We start from the raw sequence: 17895 nt of genomic DNA, 5'->3' as shown, positions 1-17895 counted from the left end.
GCGGACCGTCTTTCTTTCTTTTCGGCTACTTGCGTTCGGTCAGCGCCACGCGCACGGCCATGGCCGCCAGCACGCTGCCCATGATGTAGCGCTGCGCTCGCAGCCAGCCCGCGCTTTGCGACAGCACGGCCGTGATGCCCGCGGCGCCGAGGATCATGAGCGTGTTGACCGCCGCGCTGCTCGCGATCTGCGCCGCGCCGAGCTGCAGGCTCTGCAGCAGCACCGAGCCGCGCTCGGGATGGAGGAACTGCGGAAAGAACGAGAGGTAGAACATCGCCACCTTCGGGTTCAGCAGGTTGGTGAGAAAGCCCATGCGGAACAGCTTGCCCGGCGGATCGGCCGGCAGCGCGCGCGCCGCGAAGGGCGCATGGCCGCCGGGCCTGACGGCTTGCCATGCGAGCCACAGCAGGTAGGCCGCGCCCGCGAGGCGGATCGCGTCGAACGCGAGCGGCACCGCGAGCAGCAGCGCGGTGAGGCCGAGCGCGGCGGCGAACAGGTGCACGAGGAACGCCATCAGCACGCCGCCGAGCGAGACCAACCCGGCGCGGCGGCCCTGCACGAGCGTGCGCGACACGCAATAGATCATGTTCGGCCCGGGCGTGAGCGCCAGCACCATCGAGGCCAGCGCGAACCAGGCGACTTCGGTCAGGGTCAGCATCTCAGGTTCCTTCCGATCGAAGCGTGACCGGGCCACGCGGTGTGTCGAGCACGGCCACCAGGTCGGGCGCGCCGGGCTGCACGGCGAACCCTTGCATGCCGATGGCCGCGAGCGCCGCGGCAAGATCGGCCGCGCGCGGATGCGTGGCCGCGAGCGAGCGCATCGCCAGGCCTGAGGCGGGCATCGCGTCGGTGGGGTGAACCGGCCCCCACTCGATCAGCGTGGGCAGCGCGCCGTAGAAGAGCCGCTGGCCGTCGTCGCGCACGGTGATCTGCCATTCGAGCCGCCCGGCGGGCGTGTCGCGCGAGGCCGCGAGCAGCGGGCCGCGATCGATCGGCAGGCGCTCGTCGTGGGCGAGCGCCTGCATGGCGAGGCGCGCATCGGGCACGCTCGCGACGAAGTGCACGAGCCGCGGCCCGTGCTGCACCAGCGCGGCCTGCAGCACCGGATCGTCGAGGTCGAACCAGCGCCGCGTGCCGCGCCGCGAGGGCTTCTTGCCGGGCTCGATGGCGATGATCTCGAGGTAGGCCCGCGGGAAAGCGTCGCTCGCGATGTTCAGCAGCCGGTTGTGCGTGCCCATGAGCGGGTGCGAACCGCCCGGCCCGGGCGTGACGCCGAGCGTCGCTTCGCACCAGGCCACGCCCTCGGCCAGCGAGGCGGCGGCGATCACGAGATGGTCGAGGCGGGCTTGCATGATGGAGATAGCGCCTAGAGCGTGACCTGCCCGTCGATGCAGGTCACGGCGTCGCCGCCGACCCACACCGTGCCGTCGGCGTCGCGCTCGATGTGCACCCGGCCCGCACGGCCCAGGCACTGCCCCTGCGCGGCGAGGTAGCGCGCGGGCATGAGGCCGTCGGCGATCAGCCATTCGGCCAGGCCCGCGTTGAGGCTGCCGGTCACCGGGTCTTCTTCCACGCCGAGGGGCGCGGCGAAGGCGCGCACCTCGAGATCGATCTTCGCGCCGTCGTCCGCATCGGCCCGCGCCGGTTGCCCCGCATCGCGCCGGCCGCCGAAGGCACGTGCCTCGCGGTTGGAGCGGCCGATCAGCATGGCCTCCTCTTGCCCGGCAGGCACGCCCGCCACGCCGACCTTCACGCCCAGCTCCTTGAGCAGGCGGTGGTCGGGCGCGAGGCCGAGCACGGTGTCGGCGTCGTTGAGCAGCAGGCCGAACCAGACCGGCCCGTTGTCGAGCACCTGGGCCGCCACGATCTGCTGTGCCTTCAGGCCGAGCGCCCCCGCCACCTTGGCCAGAAGGCTCGGGCTCGGCGCGCTGCGCGCCAGCGGCGGCGCCGCGAAGGCCAGGCGCTCGCCCTCGTGGCGCAGCGGCACCAGGCCCACCGCGCATTGCTGCACGATGCGCCCCGCCGCGCGCGGCTTGCCACCGGCCTGCAGCCAGGCGTGGCAACTGCCGATGGTGGGATGGCCCGCGAACGGCAGCTCGCCGCCGGGCGTGAAGATGCGCACGCGGTAGTCGGCCGTGGGCTCGGTGGGCGGCAGCAGGAAGGTGGTTTCGGACAGGTTCGTCCACTGCGCGAAGCGCTGCATCGCGGCGTCGTCCAGGCCGCTGCCGTCGAGCACCACCGCAAGGGGGTTGCCGCGCAAGGGCTTTGCCGTGAAGACGTCGACTTGCTTGAAGGGGCGGGATTTCATCGTCGGATCCGAAGGGGGCATGTCATTCGAGGCCCAGGTCGAGCACGCCGCGCGCGCCTGGCCGGGAGAGCAATTCGCCGTACCAGCGTTCGAGGTTCGGCCAGGCCGGCCGCTGGTAGTCGAGCGGCGGCAGGCCGAACCAGCGGTGGGCCTCGCAGCCGATCGGGATGTCGGCCATGGTGAAGCGCTCGCCCGTCATGTAGGGCTGGCGCGCCAGGTGCGCGTCGAGCCGCGCGAACAGCGCCTCGCTCGCGTACACCGAGGCCGCGATCAGCGCCGGGTCGCGCTCTGCCGGCGGCGTACGCACCCATTGCACGAAGGCATCGCGGCTCGCGCGGTTGAGCATGGTCTGCTGCCAGTCCATCCAGCGTTCGGCGTCGAAGCGCGCCGGCAGTTCGCTGGGGTAGAGCGTGCCGTGCGAGTGCTTGGCGCAGAGATAGCGCACGATGACGTTCGATTCCCAGAGCGTCACGCGCTCGGCACCCTCGCCGTCGTCGATGGTGGGCACCGTGGCATTGGGATTGAGTGCGAGGTATTCGGGCGTCTGCACCACGCCGGACAGGCCACCGGCCTCGGTGCGCTGGAAGTCGAGCCCGAGCTCCTGTGCGCACCAGACGACTTTGCGCACGTTGATCGAACTGATGCGGCCCCAGATATTGAGCATGGTGTTCAGCTTCCTTGGACAGGTGTGGCGGACAGGGCGGAGGGCATGGAAGGACGGTCGAGCAGCAGCAGGCGAATTGCGAGTCCGACCATCACGAGCGCGAGCAGGATGCGCTGGAATCTTTCAGCCCCCGGACGGCGCTGCAGCCATCGGCCAATCTGCCCGCTGCAGGCGCCGAGCAGCGTGTTGAATGCGAGCGCGGCAGCCGAGAGCATGACGCCGAGCTGCACCAGTTGCAAGGACACGCTGCCGCGCGCCGGGTCGACGAACTGCGGCAGGAACACCATGAAGAACAGCAGCGCCTTCGGATTGACCAGGTTGTTGAAAAAGGCCATGCGCACGATGCGTGCGAAGGCGGAGGTCCGCACACGCGTGCCGGCGGGCAATCCGCGGTCGTTGTTGCTGCTGCTGCGCAGCGACTGCAGCGCCAGCCACAACAGGTACAGCACACCCGCATAGCGCAGCAGGTCGAACGAAGGCGGCCATGCCGCCACCAACGCGGTGACGCCGGTGGCGGCAAAGAGCGTGTGCAGCAGATCGGCCGACGAAATGCCGAGCGCCGCCGCAAATCCGCCGCGCGGCCCGTGCGCCACGCCGTGCGAGAGCACGAAGGCCATGTTCGGCCCGGGCGACAGGAACAGCGCGAGCACGGCCAGGAGGAAGAGCGCGAGCGTGGCGAGGCTGATCATGGCGTGACCTGCAGCAATGCGTCTCTCAGGCCGCTGCGGCTGCGGTTGTCGCAGCCTGCGGCAGGTACGGCTCGATGTTGCGCATGGCCTGCGCCACGTAGTCGTCCTTCTCGCCCACCGGGGCGACATAGTGCAACGCGCTTCTTGCCGCCTCGACGCCTTCGCTGCGCGCGATGAGCCAGGCCGCGAGGTAGGGCGCCGACAGGCATCCGCCCGCGGTTGCCACGTTGCCGCTCGCAAAGAAAGGCTGGTTGAGCACCTCGACGCCAGCTTCCTGCACCCATGGCTTGGTCGTGAGGTCGGTGCAGGCAGGCACCGTGCCCAGCAGCCCCAGCTTGGCGAGCAGCAACGTGCCCGAGCACTGCGCGCCGATCAGCTGCCGCGTGGTGTCGAGCCGGCGCAGCACGCCCATGATGGCGGGATCGGCGGCGATTTCGCGCGTGCGGATGCCGCTGCCGACGAGCACCGCCTCGGCCTCGCAGGCGGCCTCGAGTGTCGAGGTCGCGTGCAGCGTCACGCCGTTCATCGAGGTGACCGTGGCCGAGGGGGAGGCCAGCGTCACACGCCAGCCCGGGCGCTTCACGCGGTTGAGCACGCCAAGCGCGATCAGCGAGTCGAGTTCGTTGAAGCCGTCGAAGGTCAGGATGGCGATGTGCATGGCTCTCAGACCGGTTCGGGCGCCAGCGTGCGTTGGGTGCCGAGCGCGGCGATTTCTTCGCGCAGCACGGCAGCGAGCGCGGCGATTTCTTCGCGCAGCACGGCAGCGAGCGCGGCGATCGCGGTGTCGATCTCCTCGACGCTCGCGGTCACGAACGACAGCCGCAGCGTGCGCGGATCGCCCTGGCCCGCATAGAACGGCGCGCCCGGCACGAAGGCCACGTTGCGCTCCACCGCCTTGGGCAGCAGCGCCACGGTGTCGATGCCCTCGGGCATGCGGGCCCAGAGGAACATGCCGCCGAGCGGGGCGTTGAACTTCACATCCAACCCCGCCATCTCGCGCGTGAGCGCGCCCAGCATCGCATCGCGCTGGCGCTTGTAGAGTGCGCGGATGGTCGGCACGTGGCGATCGAGAAAACCATCCTTCATCACTTCGCAGACCATGCGCTGCGTGAAGATCGGCGTGTGCAGGTCGACCGCCTGCTTGGCCTGCAGCAGCTTCGGGTAGATGGCCTTCGGTGCCACCAAAAAGCCGAGCCGCAGCCCGGGCGCGAGCACCTTCGAGAACGAGCCGAGGTAGATGCAGCCTTCGGGATTGCGCGCGGTCAGCGGCAGCGGCGGCGCCTCGTCGAACCAGAGTTCGCCATAAGGGTTGTCTTCGACGATCGGCAAGCCCGCCGCGGCAGCCGCGGCCGACACGGCCGCACGCCGCGCCTCGGTCATGGTGCGACCCGTCGGGTTCTGGAAGTTGGGCAGCAGGTAGACGAAGCGCGCCGCATCGTCGGCACCCGGGCGCGCTTTGGCGATCAGGTCGTCGACCACTACGCCGTCGTCGTCGCTCGCCACGCTCACCGGCATCGGCTCCATCGGGCCGAAGGCCTGCAGCGCACCGAGGTAGGTGGGCGTTTCCACCAGCACGCGGCTGCCCGGGTCGATGAGCGCCTTGGCCACCAGGTCGAGGCCCTGCTGCGAACCGGTGGTGATGAGCACCTGCGCGGGATCGACGTTCCACGGCAGCATGTCGGCCACCGCCTGGCGCAGCGGCGCATAGCCTTCGCTCGCGGCATATTGCAGCGCCGCCTGGCCGTCGTTGTGCAGCACCTCGGCGCAGGCATCGGCAAAGGCCTGGATCGGGAAGGTCTTGGGCGAAGGCAGGCCGCCGGCCAGGCTGATGATGCCGGGGCGCTCGGTGACCTTGAGGATTTCACGCAGCACCGAGGGGTTCATCTTGGCGGCGCGGGCGGCGAGTTTCCAGTCCATGGGGTTCTTCTTTCAGGCAGAGGGTATGCGGTGCGGATTCAGGGTGTGGCGGTGCGCGCCGGGCTGGCGATGGCGGGCTGCGGCTGCGACAGCCGCTTGCCGAGCACGACGGTGCAGACCACGGCGGCGGCGAAGCCGAGGGTGACCACGTCGAGCGGTTCGCCCAAGAGCGGGATGGCCGCGAGGATCGAGAGGAAGGGCTGCAGCAGCTGGGTCTGGCTCACGCGCAGCGCGCCGCCGAGCGCGAGCCCGCGGTACCACGCGAAGAAGCCGATCCACATCGAGAACACGCCGACGTAGACGAAGCCGGCCCAGGACGACGCGGCGATCGGGGTCTGCGGCCACAGCACCAGCGTGGCCGGCAGCGTGACCGGCAGCGCCATCACGCAGACCCAGCAGATCACGCGCTCGGCGCCGAGCGAGGGCGTCACCTGGGCGCCGTAGATGTAGCCGACCGATGCCGCGATGACGGCGCCCACCAGCAGCAGGTCGGCCCATTCGAAGCCGAAGCCGTGGCCCTGCTGGGCGGCGCGCAGCAGCGAGAACAGCACCACCAGGACGCTGCCAGCGATGGCGCAGAGCCAGAAGCCCAGCCGTGCGCGCTGGTGCAGCACCCAGGCCGCGACGGCCGCGGTCACGAGCGGCAGCAGCGCCGTGACCACCGCCGCGTGGCTGGCCGTGACCACGCGCAGCGCATAGCCCAGCAGCAGCGGATAGCCGATCACGTTGCCGAGCACGGCCATGCCGAGCGGCTTCCACTGGTGCGGCGCCGGCCGCGGCGAGCGCGTGGCAAGCAGGAACACCGTCGAGAGCAGGCCCGCGAGCGCGGCCCGCCCGAGCGTGACGAACCAGGGCGACAGCTGCGGCGCCTCCTGCGTGCCGGTGGCGAGCCGCGTCATCGGCAGCGTGACCGCGAACAGCGCCACGCCGATCACGCCGAGCCACATGCCGAGCGTCTCGTCCTTGATGGCGAGCCGCTTCATACGCCGAGCATCCACCCGGCGGTGAGCACCAGCACCAGCGCCATCGCTCGGTTGAACCACAGCAGGCGCCGGCCTTTGGCCAGCCAGCTGCGCAGCAGCGCACCGGCGAGCGCATAGACGAAGTTGCTGGCGAAGGCGTAGACCACCATCACCGGCGCCACGATCGCGAAGCGGCCGAGCGGATCGGGCTGGCCCGCGATCCAGCCGGCCACGAGCGTGAGCGCGAGCAGCCAGGCCTTGATGTTGACGAACTGCAGCATCACGCCCTGGCCGAAGCCGATCGACAGGCTCTGGCCGTCGGCCTTGCCGAGGGTGGCGCTGCCGCTGAGCTTGTAGGCGAGCCACAGCAGGTAGCCGATGCCGAGCGCCTTGATGGCGAGCCGCAGTGACGGCACCGCGACCACCAGCGCGCCGATGCCGGCTGCCGACAGCACCAGCAGCAGCGTCCAGCCGACCGGCACCGCGATCACGAAGCGCATGGCGCGCGGCAGGCCGCCGTTGGCTGCGAGCGCGGTGGAGAGCGTGGTGTTGGGCCCCGGCGAAAAACTCATCGCGGTGGCCAGCACCAGCAATGCGGTGAATTCTTGCCAGTTCATTTCTTACACTCTAAACTTTGGGACCATTACAGTTCCAATACAGTTGTGCACACATGCGCTGACACTGTATTGGTCTTCCCATCGACACAGGCGCCGCGCAGATGTTGACACGAACCCCCACCCAGTCGCTGACAGGGCAATTGGCCGACCGGCTGGCGGAGCGCATCCGCACGCGGCTGCTGCCGCCCGGTGCGCGCCTGCCTTCGGTGCGCGAATGCGCGCGCCAGCAGGGCGTGAGCCCCTACACCGTGGTCGCCGCCTACGACCAGCTGCTGGCGCAGGGCCTGATCGAGGCGCGCCGCCAGCGCGGCTTCTATGTGCGCGATGCGGCGCCCGCCCAGGACGCCCGCTCGGCCAGCGTGGCGCCGAGGGTCATGCAGATGATGGGATCGCGCGTGCCGGCCGACGCGAGTTCGCTGATCCGCAGCATGTTCCACCGGCCGAGCGACAAGCCGCAGCCCGGCATGGGCGTGTTTCCGCCCGACTGGATGGCCTCGACCTTCATGCCGACGGCAGTGCGCCGCATGACCAACACCGCGGCGCTGCAGGAACTCTCGCTGCAATACGGCGAACCGTCGGGCGATGCCGCGCTGCGACGCAGCCTGTCGAACCGGCTCGTCGGCATCAACGTGCCCGCGGCGCCCGACCAGATCGTGACGACGGTGGGCGCCACGCATGCGCTCGACATCGTGAGCCGCACTCTGCTGCGCGCGGGCGATCCGGTGATGGTCGAGGAGCCCGGATGGGCGCTCGAGTTTGCGCGGCTCGAGGCGATGGGCATGCGCATTCTTCCGGTGCCGCGCCGCGCCGACGGGCCCGACCTCGAGGTGATGGCCCAGTACTGCGCGCTGCACAGCCCCAAGCTCTTCGTGAGCGTGAGCGTGCTGCACAACCCGACCGGCTACAGCCTCACGCCGGGCAGCGCGCACCGGATTCTGAAGCTCGCCAACGAGCACGACTTCCACATCGTCGAGGACGACACCTACAGCCACCTCGCGCCCGAGCATGCGACGCGGCTCTGCGCGCTAGACGGGTTGCAGCGCACCATCTACGTCAGCGGCTTCGCGAAGATCCTCGCGCCCAACTGGCGCATCGGCTATCTCGCGGCCTCGGCCGAGCTGAAGGATCGGCTGCTCGAGACCAAGCTGCTGGCCACGCTGACCACGCCCACGCTGTTCGAGCGGGCTTTGTCGTGGTGCATCGACCAGGGCCAGCTGCGTCGGCATTCGGAGCGCGTGCGCATCCGTCTCGACGGCGCGCGGGGGCGCGCGGTGAAGCTCGCAATGGCGCACGGCTGCCGCTTCGCGTCGGAGCCCGCGGGGCTGTTCGGCTGGGTCGACACGGGCGTCGACACCGACGCGCTCACGCAGCGCATGCTCGACCAGGGCTACCTGCTGGCGCCGGGTTCGCTGTTCCATGCGCGGCGTCCCCCGAGCACGCTGATGCGCATCAATTTCGCGACCTCGCAGGATGCGGCCTTCTGGAAGGTGTTCAGCAAGGTGCGCGCGGAGCTTTGACCCGTGCGCAACGCTTGTCCGCGCGGGCGAAAAGGCCGTGCGTTGGAGTAAGCTGGCACCACAGGACAACCCCTTCGGAGACCGCCTCATGAGCAACGCCAGCCAGCCCTTCGATTTCAGCCAGTTCGTCCCCGGGTTCGACTTTCTGAAGAACCTCGCCGGCGGCGGCGCAAACCCGGCGGCCGCCCCCGGGCTGCCGAGCCTGGCGAGCTGGGTGGCGCCCACGCTGAGCGTGGAAGAGCTCGACAAGCGCATCCAGGAACTCAAGACGGTGCAGTACTGGCTCGAGCAGAACGGCCATGCGCTGAAGGCCACGGTCCAGGCGCTGGAGGTGCAGAAGATGACGCTCTCGACTCTGCGCGGCATGAACGTGCGCATGGAGGACATCGCGAGCGCCTTCTCGAAACAGGCGGCCGCGGAACCCGCTGCCGCCGTGCCCCGGTCGGCAGCGGCCGAGCCTGCGGCGGGGGCCGATGAAGCGCCGGCGCCCGGCGTGGTCGATCCGATGCAGTGGTGGGGCTCGCTGACCGAGCAGTTCCAGCAGATCGCGAACTCGGCGCTGCAGGACGCGGCCGAGCTCAAGGTGCCCGCCATGGCGCAACCGATGGCCGACGCGGTCGGCAAGGCCATGCGCGGCAGCCCGTCCGCAACAACGCAGAAGCCCGCCGCCAGGACGGCCGCTGCGAAGAAAAACACGCCCAAAAAGACACCCACCGCCACGCGCAAGCGAACCACCGGCGGGCGTTGATCTCTTACATGCTCTCCTTCGACAAGAACGGACGGCACGCACCATGAAACTGTTTCCTTCCGGCCACGCCACCCATCCGCAATGGCGCATGGCCGCCGGCCTCGTGCTGGCGCAGCTGCGCGCGCAGATGGCGCTGCCCGAATACGCCTCGTCGCCGACGCTCGGCCTGCTCTACATCACCGATCACTACGCCTCGGACGCGCAGGAGATCCTCGATCATCTGAGCGCCGAGCTGCCCGAAGTGACCGACTGGTCGGGCACGGTCGGCGTCGGCGTGGCGGCCAACAACGCCGAGTACTTCGACGAGCCCGGCCTGAGCCTCATGCTGTGCGCGCTGCCGAGCGACCAGTACCGCGTGTTCTCGGGCGTCGCGCCGCTCGGCAGCTCGGAAATGAGCGGTTTCGAGGCCCATACCGCGCTCGTGCATGCAGACCCCGCGACACCCGACCTGCCCGAACTGATCGGTGAAATGGCGGGCCGCACCGACACCGGCTACTTGTTCGGCGGGCTGTCGTCGGGCCGGGCCGGCGCGCTGCAGTTCGCGGTCGGCGGCAACGGCAACATCCGCGGCCATGGCGCGGCGGGCGGCGTGTTCTCGGGCGGGATGTCGGGCGTGGTGTTCGGCGAGGGCGTGCGGCTGGTGTCGCGCGTCACGCAGGGCTGCCAGCCGCTGCGCGCGGGGGCCGGGCGCGAGCGCGTGATCACCGAGGCCGACGGCAACCTGCTGCTCAAGCTCGATGGCGAGCCTGCGCTCGACGTGCTGCTGGCGGAGCTGCAGGTGTCGCTCGAACGGCCGCAGGAGGCCATCGACGCGGTGCGCAACACGCTGGTGGGCCTGGCCGATGCGGGCAGTGACGGCATCCGCCGTACCGGCGACCTGGGCGCCGACGTGCTGGTACGTCACATCATCGGGCTCGATCCGACGCGCCGCGGCGTGGCGATCGCCGACGTGGCCGAAGCCGGCATGCGGCTGAGCTTCTGCCGCCGCAATGCGCAGGCCGCGCGCGCGGACCTGATGCGCATCTGCGCCGAGATCCGCGAAGAACTCGAGCCCGAGGAGCAGACGCTGGCCACCGCGCGCGCCGTGGCGGCCGGGGAGGCCGAGGCCGCACCGCATCCGGCGCGCCGCATCGCGGGTGCTGTGTACGTGAGCTGCTCGGGGCGCGGCGGCCCGCATTTCGGCGCACCCGGCGCCGAACTGCAGATCGTGCGGCATGCGCTCGGCGACGTGCCGCTGGTCGGCTTCTTCGCGGCCGGCGAGATCGCGCGGCACCGGCTGTATGGGTATACCGGCGTGCTGACGGTGTTTGCGGCTGCCGACTGACCGCGGACGTCCGCGGTCAGTCGGCCCTGGCTCAGCCCACGGCCGCTGCCATGACCCCGCGCGCCGGCCGCGGCATCCCCGTGAACGCAAAGTCCACTTCGGGCGCGAGCCCGGTCACGATGCGCGCGATCGATTTGCCCGATCCGCAGGCATGCGTCCAGCCCAGCGTGCCGTGGCCGGTGTTGAGGTACAGGTTCGGCAGCTTCGTCTTGCCGATCATCGGTACGTTGCTCGGCGTCGCGGGGCGCAGGCCGGTCCAGAACTGCGCCTGTGTGGTGTCGCCCGCGCCGGGGAACAGTTCTTCGACGCGCCGCACGATGGCCTCGCAGCGCACGCGGTTCAGGTCGCGGTCGTAGCCGTTGAGTTCGGCCGTGCCCGCAATGCGCAGGCGGTCGCCCCCCTCGGCGCCCGGCGAGGTGTAGCGCGAGAACACGAGCTTGAATTCGTCGTCCGTGAGCGAGACCTGGTGCGCCTTCGAGGCGTCCTTGACCGGCAGCGTCACCGAGTAGCCCTTGGCCGGATAGATCGGCAGGCGAATGCCGAGCGGTGCCGCGACGACCGGGCTCAGCGAACCCATCGCGAGCACGAACGCATCGCCGCCGATGCGCTGGAAGCGGCCTTCGGAGTCGGTCGCCTCGACATGGTCGAGCCGGCCGCCGGCCTCGCGCAGCGCGGTCACCGTGTGGCTCATGAGGAACTTCACCCCGGCCGCTGCGGCGAGCCTGGCGAGTTCGCGCGCAAAGAGGTTCGCATCGCCCGACTCGTCTTCTGCGGTGTAGGTGGCGCCGGCCAGCTTCGGCCGGATGTGCGCGAGCGCGGGCTCGATGGCCACGGCCTCGTCGGCCGAGATCACCTGCCGCTCGCAGCCCAGCGCGCGCATCTGCTCGGCCGGCGCGAGGGCGGCATCGAACTCCTTCTGGGTCGTGTAGAAGTGCAGGATGCCTTGCGTGCGCTGGTCGTACGCCAGACTGGTGTCGCGGCGCAGCTGCTGCAGCACCTCGCGGCTGTAGGTGCCCAGCCGCACGATCTGCTCGATGTTGTGCCGGGTGCGCGCGGGTGTGCATTCGCGCAGGAACTGCAGGCCCCAGAGCCACTGGCGCATGTCGGCGCGCACGCGGAACAGCAGCGGTGCGTCTTCCTTGCCGAGCCACTGCAGCACCTTGAGCGGGGCGCCCGGATTGGCCCAGGGTTCGGCATGGCTGACCGAGATCTGCCCGCCGTTGGCAAAGCTGGTTTCTGCCGCCGGCGTGGCCTGCCGGTCGATCACGGTCACATCGTGGCCGAGCTGTTGAAGGTAATAGGCCGAGGTCACGCCGAGCAGGCCGGCGCCAAGAACGTTCACGCGCATTTCAGGTACTTCTTTCGAGGTGCGCTTGGATGGCGGCGGGGTCGCTGTGCTTTGCATAGCGAGCAACCGGACGATCGCCGTCCAAGTTGCCGCTCCCCCTGTCCTCGGTACCTGAGAGATTCACCCGCTGCGCCCGCAGCGGGTTTGCTCCTTCGGCGCGTCACGCGGGGTGACGTCTCTCCAGACGGCGTGTCAGTTGGTGCAGTACAGGCCTCTTCGGCCGACCTGAGCGTTTATGGGAGTTTGCGCCTTCGGTGGGACAACGCATGTTGTCCGCTCTCCTGCAGTGGCGCGATTGTATGCCCGGCGGCTTGATCGCTCTGGCCCGATGGGATAATCGCCTGTTCAATCGCCGGGTGGCGATCGTTCCATTTCAGCAGGGGACTCCATGATCCTGGTAACCGGCGGCGCGGGCTTCATCGGCGCCAATTTCGTACTCGACTGGCTCGCGCAGAGCGATGAACCGGTCGTGAACCTCGACAAGCTGACCTACGCGGGCAACCTCGAGACGCTCGCTTCGCGCAAGGGCGATGCCCGGCACATCTTCGTGCAGGGCGACATCGGCGACAGCGCGCTCGTCGATCGCCTGCTGGCCGAACACAAGGTCCGGGCGGTCGTCAATTTCGCCGCCGAATCGCATGTGGACCGCTCGATCCACGGCCCCGAAGACTTCGTGCAGACCAACGTGCTCGGCACCTTCCGCCTGCTCGAATCGGTGCGCGGCCACTGGAATGCGCTGCCCGCCGACCAGAAGGCCGCTTTCCGCTTCTTGCACGTGTCGACCGACGAGGTCTACGGCTCGCTCTCGAAGACCGATCCTGCCTTCACCGAAGACAACAAGTACGAGCCCAACAGCCCTTACTCGGCCAGCAAGGCCGCCAGCGACCACCTCGTGCGCGCCTGGCACCACACCTACGGCCTGCCGGTGCTCACCACCAACTGCTCGAACAACTACGGGCCGTTCCACTTCCCGGAAAAGCTGATCCCGCTGATGATCGTCAATGCGCTGGCCGGCAAGCCGCTGCCGGTGTATGGCGACGGCATGCAGGTGCGCGACTGGCTCTACGTGAAGGACCATTGCAGCGCCATTCGCCGCGTGCTCGAGGCCGGCCGGCTCGGCGAGACCTACAACGTGGGCGGCTGGAACGAGAAGCCCAACATCGAGATCGTCAACACGGTGTGTGCGCTGCTCGACGAACTGCGCCCGCGCGCGGACGGCAAGCCCTACAAGGAACAGATCAGCTACGTCACCGACCGCCCCGGCCATGACCGGCGCTATGCGATCGATGCGCGCAAGCTCGAGCGCGAACTCGGCTGGAAGCCGGCCGAGACCTTCGACACCGGCATCCGCAAGACGGTCGAGTGGTACCTGGCCAACGGCGAATGGGTGCGCAACGTGCAGAGCGGCGCCTACCGCGAATGGGTCGAGAAGCAGTACGACACGAAGGACGCCGCATGAAGCTGCTGTTGCTGGGCAAGGGCGGACAGGTCGGCTGGGAGCTGCAGCGCAGCCTGGCGCCGCTGGGCGAACTCGTCGCGCTCGACTTCGACAGCACCGAGCTTCACGCCGACTTCAGCCGGCCCGAGCAACTCGCCGAGACGGTGCGCAAGGTGCGTCCCGATGTCATCGTGAATGCGGCGGCGCACACGGCCGTCGACAAGGCCGAGAGCGAGCCCGAGTTCGCGCGCAAGCTCAACGCCACCTCGCCGGGCGTCGTGGCCGAGGCCGCGCAGCAGATCGGGGCTTTGATGGTGCATTACTCGACCGACTACGTCTTCGACGGCAGCGGCAGCACGCCCTGGAAGGAAGACGATGCGACCGGCCCCTTGAGCGTGTATGGCCGCACCAAGCTCGAAGGCGAGCAGCTGGTGGCCGCGCACTGCGCGAGGCACCTGATCTTCCGCACCAGCTGGGTGTATGCGGCGCGCGGCGGCAACTTTGCCAAGACCATGCTGCGCCTGGCCAAGGAGCGCGACAAGCTGACCGTCATCGACGACCAGTTCGGCGCGCCGACCGGCGCCGAGCTGCTGGCCGACCTGACCGCGCATGCGATCCGCGCGACCCTGCAGGACCCCGCCAAGGCGGGCCTCTATCACGCGGTGGCTGGTGGCGTCACCACCTGGCATGGCTATGCGCGTTTCGTCATCGAGCAAGCGAAGGCGGCCGGCGTCGAGCTGAAGGCGGGGCCCGATGCGGTCGACCCCGTGCCCACGAGCGCCTTCCCCACGCCCGCCAGGCGTCCGCACAACTCGCGCCTCGACACCACGAAGCTGCAATCGACCTTCGGCCTGCGGCTGCCGCCATGGCAGGACGGCGTGGCACGCATGCTGCGCGAGACGCTCTGAAGACAACAAAAGGGAAAGAAGACCCAACAATGACCACGACGACAAAACGCAAGGGCATCATCCTGGCCGGCGGCTCCGGCACCCGCCTGCATCCCGCCACGCTCGCGATGAGCAAGCAGCTGCTGCCGGTGTACGACAAGCCGATGATCTACTACCCGCTGAGCACGCTGATGCTCGGCGGCATGCGTGACATCCTGATCATCAGCACGCCGCAGGACACGCCGCGCTTCCAGCAGTTGCTGGGCGACGGCAGCCAATGGGGCCTGAACCTGCAGTACGCGGTGCAGCCCAGCCCCGATGGTCTGGCGCAGGCGTTCATCATCGGCGAGAAGTTCGTGGCCAACGAGGCGAGCGCGCTGGTGCTGGGCGACAACATCTTCTACGGGCATGACCTCGCGCATCTGCTCTCCGGTGCCGATGCCAAGGACAAGGGCGCGACCGTCTTCGCCTACCACGTGCAGGATCCTGAGCGGTACGGCGTGGTGGCCTTCGACGCCGAGGGCAAGGCCAGCAGCATCGAAGAGAAGCCGGCCAAGCCCAAGAGCAGCTACGCCGTGACGGGCCTGTACTTCTACGACAACCAGGTGGTCGACATCGCCAAGGCCGTGAAGCCGAGCGCGCGCGGCGAGCTGGAGATCACGGCGGTCAACCAGGCCTACCTCGACATTGGCCAGCTCAACGTGCAGATCATGCAGCGCGGCTATGCCTGGCTCGATACCGGCACGCACGAGAGCCTGCTGGAGGCGGGGCAGTTCATCGCGACGCTCGAGCATCGGCAGGGGTTGAAGATCGCGTGCCCCGAAGAGATCGCCTGGCGCAACGGGTTCATCGACCGCGAGCAGCTCGCGCGGCTTGCGGCGCCGCTGCAGAAGAATGGCTACGGCAAGTACCTCAACCACCTGCTGGCCGAGGAGGTGCGCTCGTGAAGGCAACGCCCACCGCGATTCCGGAGGTGCTGGTCATCGAGCCGAAGGTGTTCGGCGATGCGCGCGGCTTCTTCTACGAGAGCTTCAACGGCAAGGCGTTCGACGAGGCCGTCGGGCGGCACGTCGAGTTCGTCCAGGACAACCATTCGCGCTCGGCCAAGGGGGTGCTGCGCGGGTTGCACTACCAGATCCAGCAGCCGCAGGGAAAGCTGGTGCGTGTGGTTCGGGGCGCGGTGTTCGACGTGGCGGTGGACATCCGCAAGTCGTCGCCGACCTTCGGCAAGTGGGTGGGCGTGGAGCTCAGTGAGGACAACCACAGGCAGTTGTGGGTGCCTGAGGGGTTTGCGCACGGGTTCCTGGTGCTGAGCGAGACGGCGGAGTTTTTGTACAAGACCACGGATTACTACGCGCCGGCGCATGAGCGCGCGATCGTCTGGAACGATCCCGACCTGGCAATCGAGTGGCCCGACGTCGGCCTCGCCCCGCAACTCTCGGCCAAGGATCAGGCCGCATCGAGGTTCGAACGGGCCGAAGTCTTCAGCTGACGACAGCGTTTGCCGCGCTGGCCTTTGCCGCCAGGAGCATTCGCGCGAGCGTTTCTTCGAGTTCCGGCTCTTCCAGAGAAACCCCGTGTCGGGCCAGCAAAGCTTGCAATTTGGAAGGGTCGCCGCAAAGGCGGTGGACTTCGTTGGCTCTGACGAACGCTGGATTGACCTCGAGACGGGGATTGTGCGAAGTCATCCGGGCAAAGGTCTCGACCACCTGCCGCAGAGAATGTGGGCGACCGGAGCAGATGTTGTAGGCCTCCCCCGGCTCACCGTAAGCGATCAGCAGCAAGTAGGCGTCGCAGACCATCTGTACGTCGTTGAACTCGCGCTCCACATCGAGATTGCCCAGTGCGATCGACGGCGAGCGTGCGGCAAAGTGCAGTGCCAGCTTCGGGATCAGGAAGTGGTCGTCTTGTCCGGGGCCGGTGTAGTTGAAGGGGCGCGTGATCACCAGATTCAGGCGATCGCGATACGTCCTCGCCATGCACTCCATGGCCAGCTTGCTCGTGCCATAGTGGTTCACCGGTGCCGGCAATTGCTCTTCGCGAATGGGCGACTGCGCCGTGTTGCCGTAGATGTTGGCACTGCTGGCCAGAAGAACCCGGGTCGGAGGTACCGGCAACTGCACCAGCGCATTCAACAAGTTGGTGGTGCCGACGACATTGACCGCGTAGAAGGCGGCATCGTTGGCGTGCCCGACGAAGCTGATGGCGGCCATGTGCACGACGGCTTCGGGCGCAATCTGCAGCACTTCCTCAAGCACGGAGTCACTCTGCGTCAGGTCGGATTCCAGAGGGCAGATCGTGTGGCCCGCTGCAACGGCCCGTTCGGCAAAAAGGCGGCCGGTGAATCCGTGGGCGCCGGTCAGCAGGATTCTCAAAACGAGAAGCCCTGGGTGTTGCGGCGGATGTCGGCCTCGACCATCATCTGGCAGAGTTGCTCGAGCGTGGTGGCCGGCTCCCATCCGAGTTTGGCCTTCGCCTTGGCGGGGTTGCCGATCAGCAGTTCCACTTCGGCCGGGCGATAGAACTTGGGATTGATGCGCATCACGGTCTTGCCCGTGGAGAGATCAACGGCCGTCTCGGCTTCCCCGCTACCCTTGAATTCCACCGTGATACCTGCGCCCTTGAAGGCCATCTGCACGAAGTCCCGAACCGTCTCGGTGCGATTGGTGGCGAGCACGTAGGTGTCGGGTTCGTCGATCTGCAGCATGCGCCACATGCCTTCGACGTATTCCTTGGCAAAACCCCAATCGCGCTTGGCGTCGAGGTTGCCCAGTTCGAGCACGTCGAGTTTGCCGAGCTTGATCTTCGCTACGCTGTCGGTGATCTTGCGCGTCACGAACTCTCGTCCGCGCAGCGGGCTTTCGTGGTTGAACAGAATGCCGCTGCAGCCGAAGATGTCGTAGCTCTCGCGGTAGTTGATCGTCATCCAGTGTGCGTACAGCTTGGCAACGCCGTAGGGGCTGCGTGGATAGAAAGGCGTTTCTTCCACCTGGGGGATAGCTTGAACTTTCCCGAACATTTCGGAAGTCGATGCCTGGTAGAAGCGTATCTTGGGGTTGACCAAGCGAATGGCTTCCAGCAGATGCAGTGCGCCGATACCCGTGATATGCGCGGTTGCGGCTGGTTGGTTAAAGCTCACCCCCACAAAGCTCTGCGCTGCGAGGTTGTAGACCTCATCCGGGTTGGCATCTTTTAGCAGCGTGATCGAGCTGCCCAGGTCCGTGAGATCGTATTCAACGAGATGCAGATCCGGATTGTCCTGAACTCCAAGCTCTTCGAGCCGCCAGAAGTTGACGGAACTCGTGCGACGGTAGGTGCCGTAGACCACATAGCCCTTGGACAACAATAGTTCTACCAAATAGGCTCCGTCCTGGCCGGTTACGCCCGTGACAACTGCGCGTTTTTTCATCGGGATTCTCTTTCTACTGAATGACTGGACGGCGCAGATCGCTCTTGCGGTGCGCATATAAGGTTGG

At 68.1% G+C, this 17895-nt stretch carries 19 protein-coding genes and 2 riboswitches; of the genes, 7 read left to right on the top strand and 12 right to left on the bottom strand.

What is annotated here, in order from left to right; translation table 11 throughout:
- Positions 1–25: 25 nt before the first annotated feature.
- From AC3A6J_RS20580 to AC3A6J_RS20540, 9 genes are read right to left on the bottom strand one after another with little or no spacing between them, the layout of a single operon-like run.
- Positions 26–658 carry a LysE family translocator gene (locus AC3A6J_RS20580; protein WP_487861837.1) on the bottom strand — a complete coding sequence of 211 codons (633 nt, stop codon included), beginning with the start codon at positions 656–658 and terminating at the stop codon, positions 26–28.
- 1 nt (position 659) lies between these two features.
- On the bottom strand, positions 660–1352 hold the full coding sequence (locus tag AC3A6J_RS20575) for a VOC family protein (protein WP_487861836.1): 693 nt from the start codon (positions 1350–1352) through the stop codon (positions 660–662).
- Positions 1353–1366: 14 nt separating this feature from the next.
- Positions 1367–2308 (bottom strand): PhzF family phenazine biosynthesis protein, encoded by a 942-nt coding sequence (locus AC3A6J_RS20570; RefSeq protein WP_487861835.1) that lies wholly within the window; start codon positions 2306–2308, stop codon positions 1367–1369.
- A 22-nt stretch (positions 2309–2330) separates the two neighbouring features.
- Positions 2331–2972, bottom strand: a complete 642-nt coding sequence (locus AC3A6J_RS20565) for a glutathione S-transferase family protein (protein WP_487861834.1) — start codon at positions 2970–2972, stop codon at positions 2331–2333.
- Between the two features lie 5 nt (positions 2973–2977).
- Positions 2978–3661 carry a LysE family translocator gene (locus tag AC3A6J_RS20560; RefSeq protein ID WP_487861833.1) on the bottom strand — a complete coding sequence of 228 codons (684 nt, stop codon included), beginning with the start codon at positions 3659–3661 and terminating at the stop codon, positions 2978–2980.
- 25 nt (positions 3662–3686) lie between these two features.
- The gene (locus AC3A6J_RS20555; protein WP_487861832.1) at positions 3687–4319 is read right to left on the bottom strand and encodes a DJ-1/PfpI family protein; all 633 of its coding nucleotides are present in this window, start codon (positions 4317–4319) and stop codon (positions 3687–3689) included.
- A 5-nt stretch (positions 4320–4324) separates the two neighbouring features.
- Positions 4325–5578 (bottom strand): aminotransferase-like domain-containing protein, encoded by a 1254-nt coding sequence (locus tag AC3A6J_RS20550; protein ID WP_487861831.1) that lies wholly within the window; start codon positions 5576–5578, stop codon positions 4325–4327.
- Between the two features lie 38 nt (positions 5579–5616).
- Positions 5617–6561 carry a DMT family transporter gene (locus AC3A6J_RS20545; RefSeq protein WP_487861830.1) on the bottom strand — a complete coding sequence of 315 codons (945 nt, stop codon included), beginning with the start codon at positions 6559–6561 and terminating at the stop codon, positions 5617–5619.
- Positions 6558–7157, bottom strand: coding sequence for a LysE family translocator (locus tag AC3A6J_RS20540; RefSeq protein WP_487861829.1), 600 nt, complete (start codon positions 7155–7157; stop codon positions 6558–6560). Before AC3A6J_RS20540 ends, AC3A6J_RS20545 begins: the two co-directional genes overlap by 4 nt.
- Positions 7158–7258: 101 nt before the next feature.
- On the opposite strand from AC3A6J_RS20540, the gene AC3A6J_RS20535 reads away from it, so the two are divergent.
- The 3 genes from AC3A6J_RS20535 (at position 7259) to AC3A6J_RS20525 (ending at position 10746) form a co-directional block, all read left to right on the top strand.
- Positions 7259–8674, top strand: coding sequence for an aminotransferase-like domain-containing protein (locus AC3A6J_RS20535; RefSeq protein ID WP_487861828.1), 1416 nt, complete (start codon positions 7259–7261; stop codon positions 8672–8674).
- 88 nt (positions 8675–8762) lie between these two features.
- Positions 8763–9422, top strand: coding sequence for a PhaM family polyhydroxyalkanoate granule multifunctional regulatory protein (locus AC3A6J_RS20530; protein WP_487861827.1), 660 nt, complete (start codon positions 8763–8765; stop codon positions 9420–9422).
- Positions 9423–9465: 43 nt separating this feature from the next.
- Positions 9466–10746 (top strand): FIST signal transduction protein, encoded by a 1281-nt coding sequence (locus AC3A6J_RS20525; protein WP_487861826.1) that lies wholly within the window; start codon positions 9466–9468, stop codon positions 10744–10746.
- 31 nt (positions 10747–10777) lie between these two features.
- Here the strand turns inward: AC3A6J_RS20525 and AC3A6J_RS20520 are convergent, their stop codons facing one another.
- Positions 10778–12094: a D-amino acid dehydrogenase gene (locus AC3A6J_RS20520; protein ID WP_487861825.1), complete on the bottom strand. Its 1317-nt coding sequence runs from the start codon at positions 12092–12094 to the stop codon at positions 10778–10780.
- Between the two features lie 88 nt (positions 12095–12182).
- A riboswitch (glycine riboswitch) is annotated at positions 12183–12288 on the bottom strand.
- Positions 12289–12291: 3 nt separating this feature from the next.
- Positions 12292–12388: riboswitch (glycine riboswitch) on the bottom strand.
- A 94-nt stretch (positions 12389–12482) separates the two neighbouring features.
- On the opposite strand from AC3A6J_RS20520, the gene rfbB reads away from it, so the two are divergent.
- Genes rfbB through rfbC form a run of 4 tightly spaced genes read left to right on the top strand, consistent with a single transcriptional unit; the run spans position 12483 to position 15911 of the window.
- On the top strand, positions 12483–13553 hold the full coding sequence (gene rfbB / locus AC3A6J_RS20515; RefSeq protein WP_487861824.1) for a dTDP-glucose 4,6-dehydratase: 1071 nt from the start codon (positions 12483–12485) through the stop codon (positions 13551–13553).
- A complete protein-coding gene (gene rfbD / locus AC3A6J_RS20510) occupies positions 13550–14440 on the top strand; it encodes a dTDP-4-dehydrorhamnose reductase (protein WP_487861823.1) in 891 nt (296 codons plus the stop codon). Before rfbB ends, rfbD begins: the two co-directional genes overlap by 4 nt.
- Before the next feature lie 29 nt (positions 14441–14469).
- Positions 14470–15366 carry a glucose-1-phosphate thymidylyltransferase RfbA gene (gene rfbA / locus AC3A6J_RS20505; protein ID WP_487861822.1) on the top strand — a complete coding sequence of 299 codons (897 nt, stop codon included), beginning with the start codon at positions 14470–14472 and terminating at the stop codon, positions 15364–15366.
- Entirely contained in the window at positions 15363–15911 is a 549-nt protein-coding gene (gene rfbC, locus AC3A6J_RS20500) for a dTDP-4-dehydrorhamnose 3,5-epimerase (protein ID WP_487861821.1), read from the top strand. The genes rfbA and rfbC overlap by 4 nt, the downstream gene beginning before the upstream one ends.
- Here rfbC and AC3A6J_RS20495 read toward each other — a convergent pair.
- A complete protein-coding gene (locus AC3A6J_RS20495; RefSeq protein WP_487861820.1) occupies positions 15904–16794 on the bottom strand; it encodes a GDP-mannose 4,6-dehydratase in 891 nt (296 codons plus the stop codon). The genes rfbC and AC3A6J_RS20495 overlap by 8 nt on opposite strands.
- On the bottom strand, positions 16791–17828 hold the full coding sequence (gene gmd, locus AC3A6J_RS20490; protein WP_487861819.1) for a GDP-mannose 4,6-dehydratase: 1038 nt from the start codon (positions 17826–17828) through the stop codon (positions 16791–16793). Before gmd ends, AC3A6J_RS20495 begins: the two co-directional genes overlap by 4 nt.
- Positions 17829–17895 lie beyond the last annotated feature (67 nt).

This window comes from Variovorax sp. Soil_C_39, assembly GCF_057656815.1.
This window is presented reverse-complemented; position numbering and strand designations above follow the sequence as displayed.

Coding starts and splice junctions, on each gene's coding strand:
- AC3A6J_RS20550 (WP_487861831.1), bottom strand. CDS start 5,578: ATGGACTGGAAACTCGCCGCCCGCGCCGCCAAGATGAACCCCTCGGTG.
- AC3A6J_RS20540 (WP_487861829.1), bottom strand. CDS start 7,157: ATGAACTGGCAAGAATTCACCGCATTGCTGGTGCTGGCCACCGCGATG.
- AC3A6J_RS20525 (WP_487861826.1), top strand. CDS start 9,466: ATGAAACTGTTTCCTTCCGGCCACGCCACCCATCCGCAATGGCGCATG.
- AC3A6J_RS20575 (WP_487861836.1), bottom strand. CDS start 1,352: ATGCAAGCCCGCCTCGACCATCTCGTGATCGCCGCCGCCTCGCTGGCC.
- rfbD (WP_487861823.1), top strand. CDS start 13,550: ATGAAGCTGCTGTTGCTGGGCAAGGGCGGACAGGTCGGCTGGGAGCTG.
- AC3A6J_RS20560 (WP_487861833.1), bottom strand. CDS start 3,661: ATGATCAGCCTCGCCACGCTCGCGCTCTTCCTCCTGGCCGTGCTCGCG.
- AC3A6J_RS20570 (WP_487861835.1), bottom strand. CDS start 2,308: ATGAAATCCCGCCCCTTCAAGCAAGTCGACGTCTTCACGGCAAAGCCC.
- AC3A6J_RS20530 (WP_487861827.1), top strand. CDS start 8,763: ATGAGCAACGCCAGCCAGCCCTTCGATTTCAGCCAGTTCGTCCCCGGG.
- rfbA (WP_487861822.1), top strand. CDS start 14,470: ATGACCACGACGACAAAACGCAAGGGCATCATCCTGGCCGGCGGCTCC.
- rfbB (WP_487861824.1), top strand. CDS start 12,483: ATGATCCTGGTAACCGGCGGCGCGGGCTTCATCGGCGCCAATTTCGTA.
- AC3A6J_RS20535 (WP_487861828.1), top strand. CDS start 7,259: ATGTTGACACGAACCCCCACCCAGTCGCTGACAGGGCAATTGGCCGAC.
- AC3A6J_RS20545 (WP_487861830.1), bottom strand. CDS start 6,561: ATGAAGCGGCTCGCCATCAAGGACGAGACGCTCGGCATGTGGCTCGGC.
- AC3A6J_RS20580 (WP_487861837.1), bottom strand. CDS start 658: ATGCTGACCCTGACCGAAGTCGCCTGGTTCGCGCTGGCCTCGATGGTG.
- AC3A6J_RS20565 (WP_487861834.1), bottom strand. CDS start 2,972: ATGCTCAATATCTGGGGCCGCATCAGTTCGATCAACGTGCGCAAAGTC.
- AC3A6J_RS20520 (WP_487861825.1), bottom strand. CDS start 12,094: ATGCGCGTGAACGTTCTTGGCGCCGGCCTGCTCGGCGTGACCTCGGCC.
- AC3A6J_RS20555 (WP_487861832.1), bottom strand. CDS start 4,319: ATGCACATCGCCATCCTGACCTTCGACGGCTTCAACGAACTCGACTCG.
- gmd (WP_487861819.1), bottom strand. CDS start 17,828: ATGAAAAAACGCGCAGTTGTCACGGGCGTAACCGGCCAGGACGGAGCC.